Below are 4130 nucleotides of genomic sequence, written 5' to 3'. Positions count from 1 at the left end.
TCGGCACCGGCACGACGGCGGGCGGCACGGCGGCCGCTTGCTGCACTGTTTCAGCGACGGGAGTAGACTTGCAGGCGGCAAGCGCGAATGCGGCGAGGGCGATCAGGGTGAGACGTTTAGGATGCATGGGGAATCTGTAGGCGGGTGGTCGAGTCGGCTTTTGGCGCAGCAGATTGTAAACCAATTGATGGCGCCGCCCGTCCATGCGGTTCGCGCCCGCCGCCCTGCCCGCAAAATCGGCAGCGGCGACGACCGCCCACCGGAGCGCTCAAAGTATGGCAAGATTGCGCCATTCTATTTTCAGGAGACATAATATGCTGCGTCAAACAACCCCTGTGGCCATGGCCCTGGCAACGACCCTGACACTGGCCGGTTGCGCCAGCGGCGGCGGCCAGGCGCCGGCCGCCGACAACGGCCCGGTCCGCATCAAGCAGGTCGGCGTGCTGTCGCTGCTGGGTGACGACTTCCACATGGTCCGCCTCGGCCTGACCAACTTCGGCAACCTCGCCTACGACACCTCCGTTCCCGACTGGCAAATCGACCAGGTGGCGACGACGTCGGCGCTCAAGCTGCTGTCCGAAAACCACCGCATCACGTCGAAAGCCTTCGACAAGGCCGCGCTGAGCAAGGCGCAACTGCGCAACGACGACAGCGACCAGCTGTGGCAGGCCGCCCGCAGCCAGGGCCTGGACACCCTGATTATCGTGCGCCCCGCCGTCACCGAAAGCACGCGCAACTTCGTGGCCGGCGTCGGCCTGTACGAGCGCAAGATGTTCGGCGAGGGCGACCGCTGCGTCTACACCGCCTATATCGCCAGGGTCTACGACGTCGCCACCCGCAAGGAACTCGATTCCAACTGGGCCGGACCAAGTCCGTGCAAGGTCGGCGCCGATGGCGAAGTGCCGTTCAAGACCCATTTCAACGAATATACGACCGCCAATACGGACCTGATGCGCAAGCTGCTGGCCGAGCGCTTCGACGAGACGCTGGCCTACACTCTCGGCACGCTGAAATACGGCGCGCCCAAGCGCAGCAACGCGCCGGTCGCCAACGTGACGATGGGCACCACCACGGCGGCGGCGGCCACGACGACCAAGGATGGCAAGAAGGATGCGCCCCAGGACGAGAAAAAAGATGAAGAGCAGGACACGCTGACCAAGAGCACGCTGTGGAAATACCTGCCGGAGTTCAAGGCCCAGCGTTATTGATCGCTGACTGATCGGACGCGGCTCGGCAACGGCCGCGTACCGGGGTCGCGTGTGGCGGGGTCGCGCGCGTGTGGCGGGGTCAGACCACAGTGTCGCCGCCGCCGACTGAGCGCCGCCCTCGCGCCCTTCGCGCCCCTTGCCCCTTGCACTTGGGGCTCCTCAGCCCTTACCGCCTACCGCCTCTTGCGCGCTTACGGCGCGTTGCTCAGCAACAGCTCCGGCGGATTCGGTTGCTCCGGGGCGATGGCCGCTTTCGGCAGGCAGGCGATGAAGCTGCTGCCCTTGCCCGCTTCCGACTTGATCTGCAACACGCCGCCATGGCGCAGCAGCACGTGCTTGACGATGGCCAATCCCAGCCCGGTCCCCTGCGTTTCCCGCGAACGGCTCTTGTCGACGCGGTAGAAGCGCTCCGTCAGCCGCGAGATGTGCTCGGGGCTGATGCCGATGCCGGTGTCCTCCACCGTGAACTTGAGGCCGCTGACGCCCTCCTTCCACGTCAGGTGTATGGTGCCGCCGGCTGGCGTGTAGCGCACTGCGTTCGACGCCAGGTTGCCGAAGGCGCTGTACAACTCGTCGTAGCTGCCGACGATGTCCGGGCCGCTGACCGCCATGGTGATCTCGTGCTTGCCGGCCGACAGCCCGCGCGCGTCGCGCTGGACCTGCGCCACCAGCTTGTGCAGCTCGACCCGCTCCGGCCGCATCGGATAGTCGACCGATTCGAGCCGCGACAGCGTCAGCATGTCCTCGATCAGATGCTGCATGCGGTGGCCCTGCTCCGTCATCAGCTTCAGGTGGGCGTTGCGGGTCTGTTTGTCGAGCTCCTCCATCGCGGCGATTTCGAGGAAGCCGACGATCACCGTCAGCGGCGTGCGCAGCTCGTGCGAGGCGTTGGCGATGAAGTCGCGCCGCATCATCTCGGTGCGCTCCGTTTCCGTGGCGTCGTGCGTCACCAGGATCTGGCGCCGGTTCTCGAAGGGGATGATGTGGACGATCAGCTTGCGCTCGCGGAAGCTCAGCGTCAGCGGCTGCTCGTAGCGGCCGAGGATGATGTAGTCCATGAAGTCCGGGCTGCGGATCAGATTCGTCACCCGCATGCCCTTGTCGCGCTGGCCGCTCAGGCCCAGGTGCTGTTCGGCGGCCGGATTGCACCATTCGAGGAACAGCACGTCGTCCATGATGACGACGCCGTCCGGCAGCAGATGCATGGCCTGGCGGAAGCGCGCCAGCCACTCGGTGAGCTCGGTCTGGCTTTTTTCGTCGTCGCGGCGCAGGCGGTACAGGCGCGAAAAGATATTCGTCCAGGCGCCCCAGCCATCGGGCAGGCGGCTGCTTTCCGGGTTGTCGAGCCAGTCGCTGAGCTGATACAGGTAGCCGAGCTGGATGAACACCAGCGCCCCCATCGCGACCAGCCCCAGCGCCAGCGCCGGCGTGGCACCGAACAGCATCCACAGCACGCCGACGCCCGCCAAAATCAGCCCCATACGCAGGACCGCCGGCACCCAGAACAGCAATTTAGGATTCATGGCTTATACTATTTATACTATTTATACTATTTTTCGGACAACATGTAGCCGACGCTGCGCACCGTCTTGATGAGGTGCTCGGCCTCTTTCAAGGCCTTGCGCAGGCGCAGCACGTGGACGTCGACGGTGCGTTCCTCGATCACGACGTGGTCGCCCCACACCTTGTCGAGCAGCTGGCTGCGCGAAAACACCCGCTCGGGATGCGCCAGCAGGAATTTCAGCAGCTTGTACTCGGCGTGGCCGATGTCGATCTTTTGCTGGTCCATCGACACCGTGCAGCTGACCGGGTCCAGCATCACGTTGCCGGCCCGCATCGCGGCCTGCGCGTGCTCGGGGCTCTTGCGGCGCAGCAACGCCTTGGCGCGCGCCAGCAGTTCGCGCGGCGAGAACGGCTTGGTGATGTAGTCGTCGGCGCCGCTGTTGAGGCCGGCCAGCTTGTCTTCCTCCATGCTTTTCGCGGTCAGCATGATGACCGGGATTTCATGGAACTGACGGTCGGAGCGGATCCGCGCCAGCAGGCGCAGGCCGGTCTGGTCGGGCAGCATCCAGTCCAGCAAGATCAGTTGCGGCGTGCGGTTCTGGATGAAGTCCCACGCTTCGGACACGCTCTGCACGGCGCAGCAGTTCCAGCCCGCCTCGCGCAGCGAGAACGTGACCAGTTCGACGATGGCAGGCTCGTCCTCGACGATCAATACGGTGGTTTTATCGGTCGCCATCTGTTACTCGGCCAGCTCGTCGGGAATCGGCGCCGTCTTGGTGTGGCGGATGTCGCGGCCTTCGACGACGTAGATCACGTATTCGGCGATGTTCTTGGCGTGGTCGCCGATGCGCTCGATGGCCTTGGCCACCCACAGCGTGTCGAGCGCGGCCGAGATGGTGCGCGGGTCTTCCATCATGAAGGTGATCAGGTTGCGCATGATGGAGCGGAATTCGTGGTCGATCACGGCATCCTGGGCGATCAGCTGGAGCGCCTGCTTGCCGTCCAGGCGCGCGAACGCGTCGAGCGCATCGTGCAGCATGTCGGACGTCGCGGTGGCGATCGTGCGCACCATTTCGTAGTGGTTCACGCCGACCTGGCCGCGGCCGTGCAGGTTCTTCGAGGTGCGCGCGATTTTGGTGGCCTCGTCGCCGATGCGCTCGAGGTCGGTGATGACCTTGATCGTCGCCATCACGGTACGCAAGTCGTTCGCGGTCGGCTGTCGACGCACGATCAAGTGGCTGCAGGCATCGTCGAGCGACACTTCGAGCTGGTTGACGGTGTCATCCTCGGCGATCACGCGGTCGGCGCGGTCCTGGTTGCCGATGCGGAAACAGGTCATCGCGTCGAGGAACTGGGTCTCGACGATGCCGCCCATCAACAATACCTTGGAGCGGATCGCTTCGAGTTCGTGGTCATACT

Annotated in this window: 4 protein-coding genes; 1 reads left to right on the top strand and 3 read right to left on the bottom strand. The window is 64.7% G+C overall.

Translation table 11 applies throughout. The features are described 5' to 3' along the window. The first annotated feature begins 314 nt into the window (after positions 1-314). Positions 315-1208 carry a hypothetical protein gene (locus tag Q0S71_RS22330; protein ID WP_296000688.1) on the top strand — a complete coding sequence of 298 codons (894 nt, stop codon included), beginning with the start codon at positions 315-317 and terminating at the stop codon, positions 1206-1208. A 191-nt stretch (positions 1209-1399) separates the two neighbouring features. On the opposite strand, the gene phoR is transcribed toward Q0S71_RS22330, so the two are convergent. The 3 genes from phoR to phoU all read right to left on the bottom strand — a co-directional run. Then, on the bottom strand, positions 1400-2731 hold the full coding sequence (phoR, locus tag Q0S71_RS22325; protein WP_296000686.1) for a phosphate regulon sensor histidine kinase PhoR: 1332 nt from the start codon (positions 2729-2731) through the stop codon (positions 1400-1402). A 26-nt stretch (positions 2732-2757) separates the two neighbouring features. Further along, positions 2758-3447: a phosphate regulon transcriptional regulator PhoB gene (gene phoB / locus Q0S71_RS22320; RefSeq protein WP_296000684.1), complete on the bottom strand. Its 690-nt coding sequence runs from the start codon at positions 3445-3447 to the stop codon at positions 2758-2760. A gap of 3 nt (positions 3448-3450) precedes the next feature. Further along, positions 3451-4130 (bottom strand): phosphate signaling complex protein PhoU (gene phoU / locus Q0S71_RS22315; protein WP_296000681.1); only part of this gene is annotated, 680 nt, incomplete at its 5' end.

Source organism: Rugamonas sp. (assembly GCF_025354735.1).
GTDB lineage: Bacteria > Pseudomonadota > Gammaproteobacteria > Burkholderiales > Burkholderiaceae_D > Rugamonas.
This window is presented reverse-complemented; position numbering and strand designations above follow the sequence as displayed.

Coding starts and splice junctions, on each gene's coding strand:
- phoB (WP_296000684.1), bottom strand. CDS start 3,447: ATGGCGACCGATAAAACCACCGTATTGATCGTCGAGGACGAGCCTGCC.
- phoR (WP_296000686.1), bottom strand. CDS start 2,731: ATGAATCCTAAATTGCTGTTCTGGGTGCCGGCGGTCCTGCGTATGGGG.
- Q0S71_RS22330 (WP_296000688.1), top strand. CDS start 315: ATGCTGCGTCAAACAACCCCTGTGGCCATGGCCCTGGCAACGACCCTG.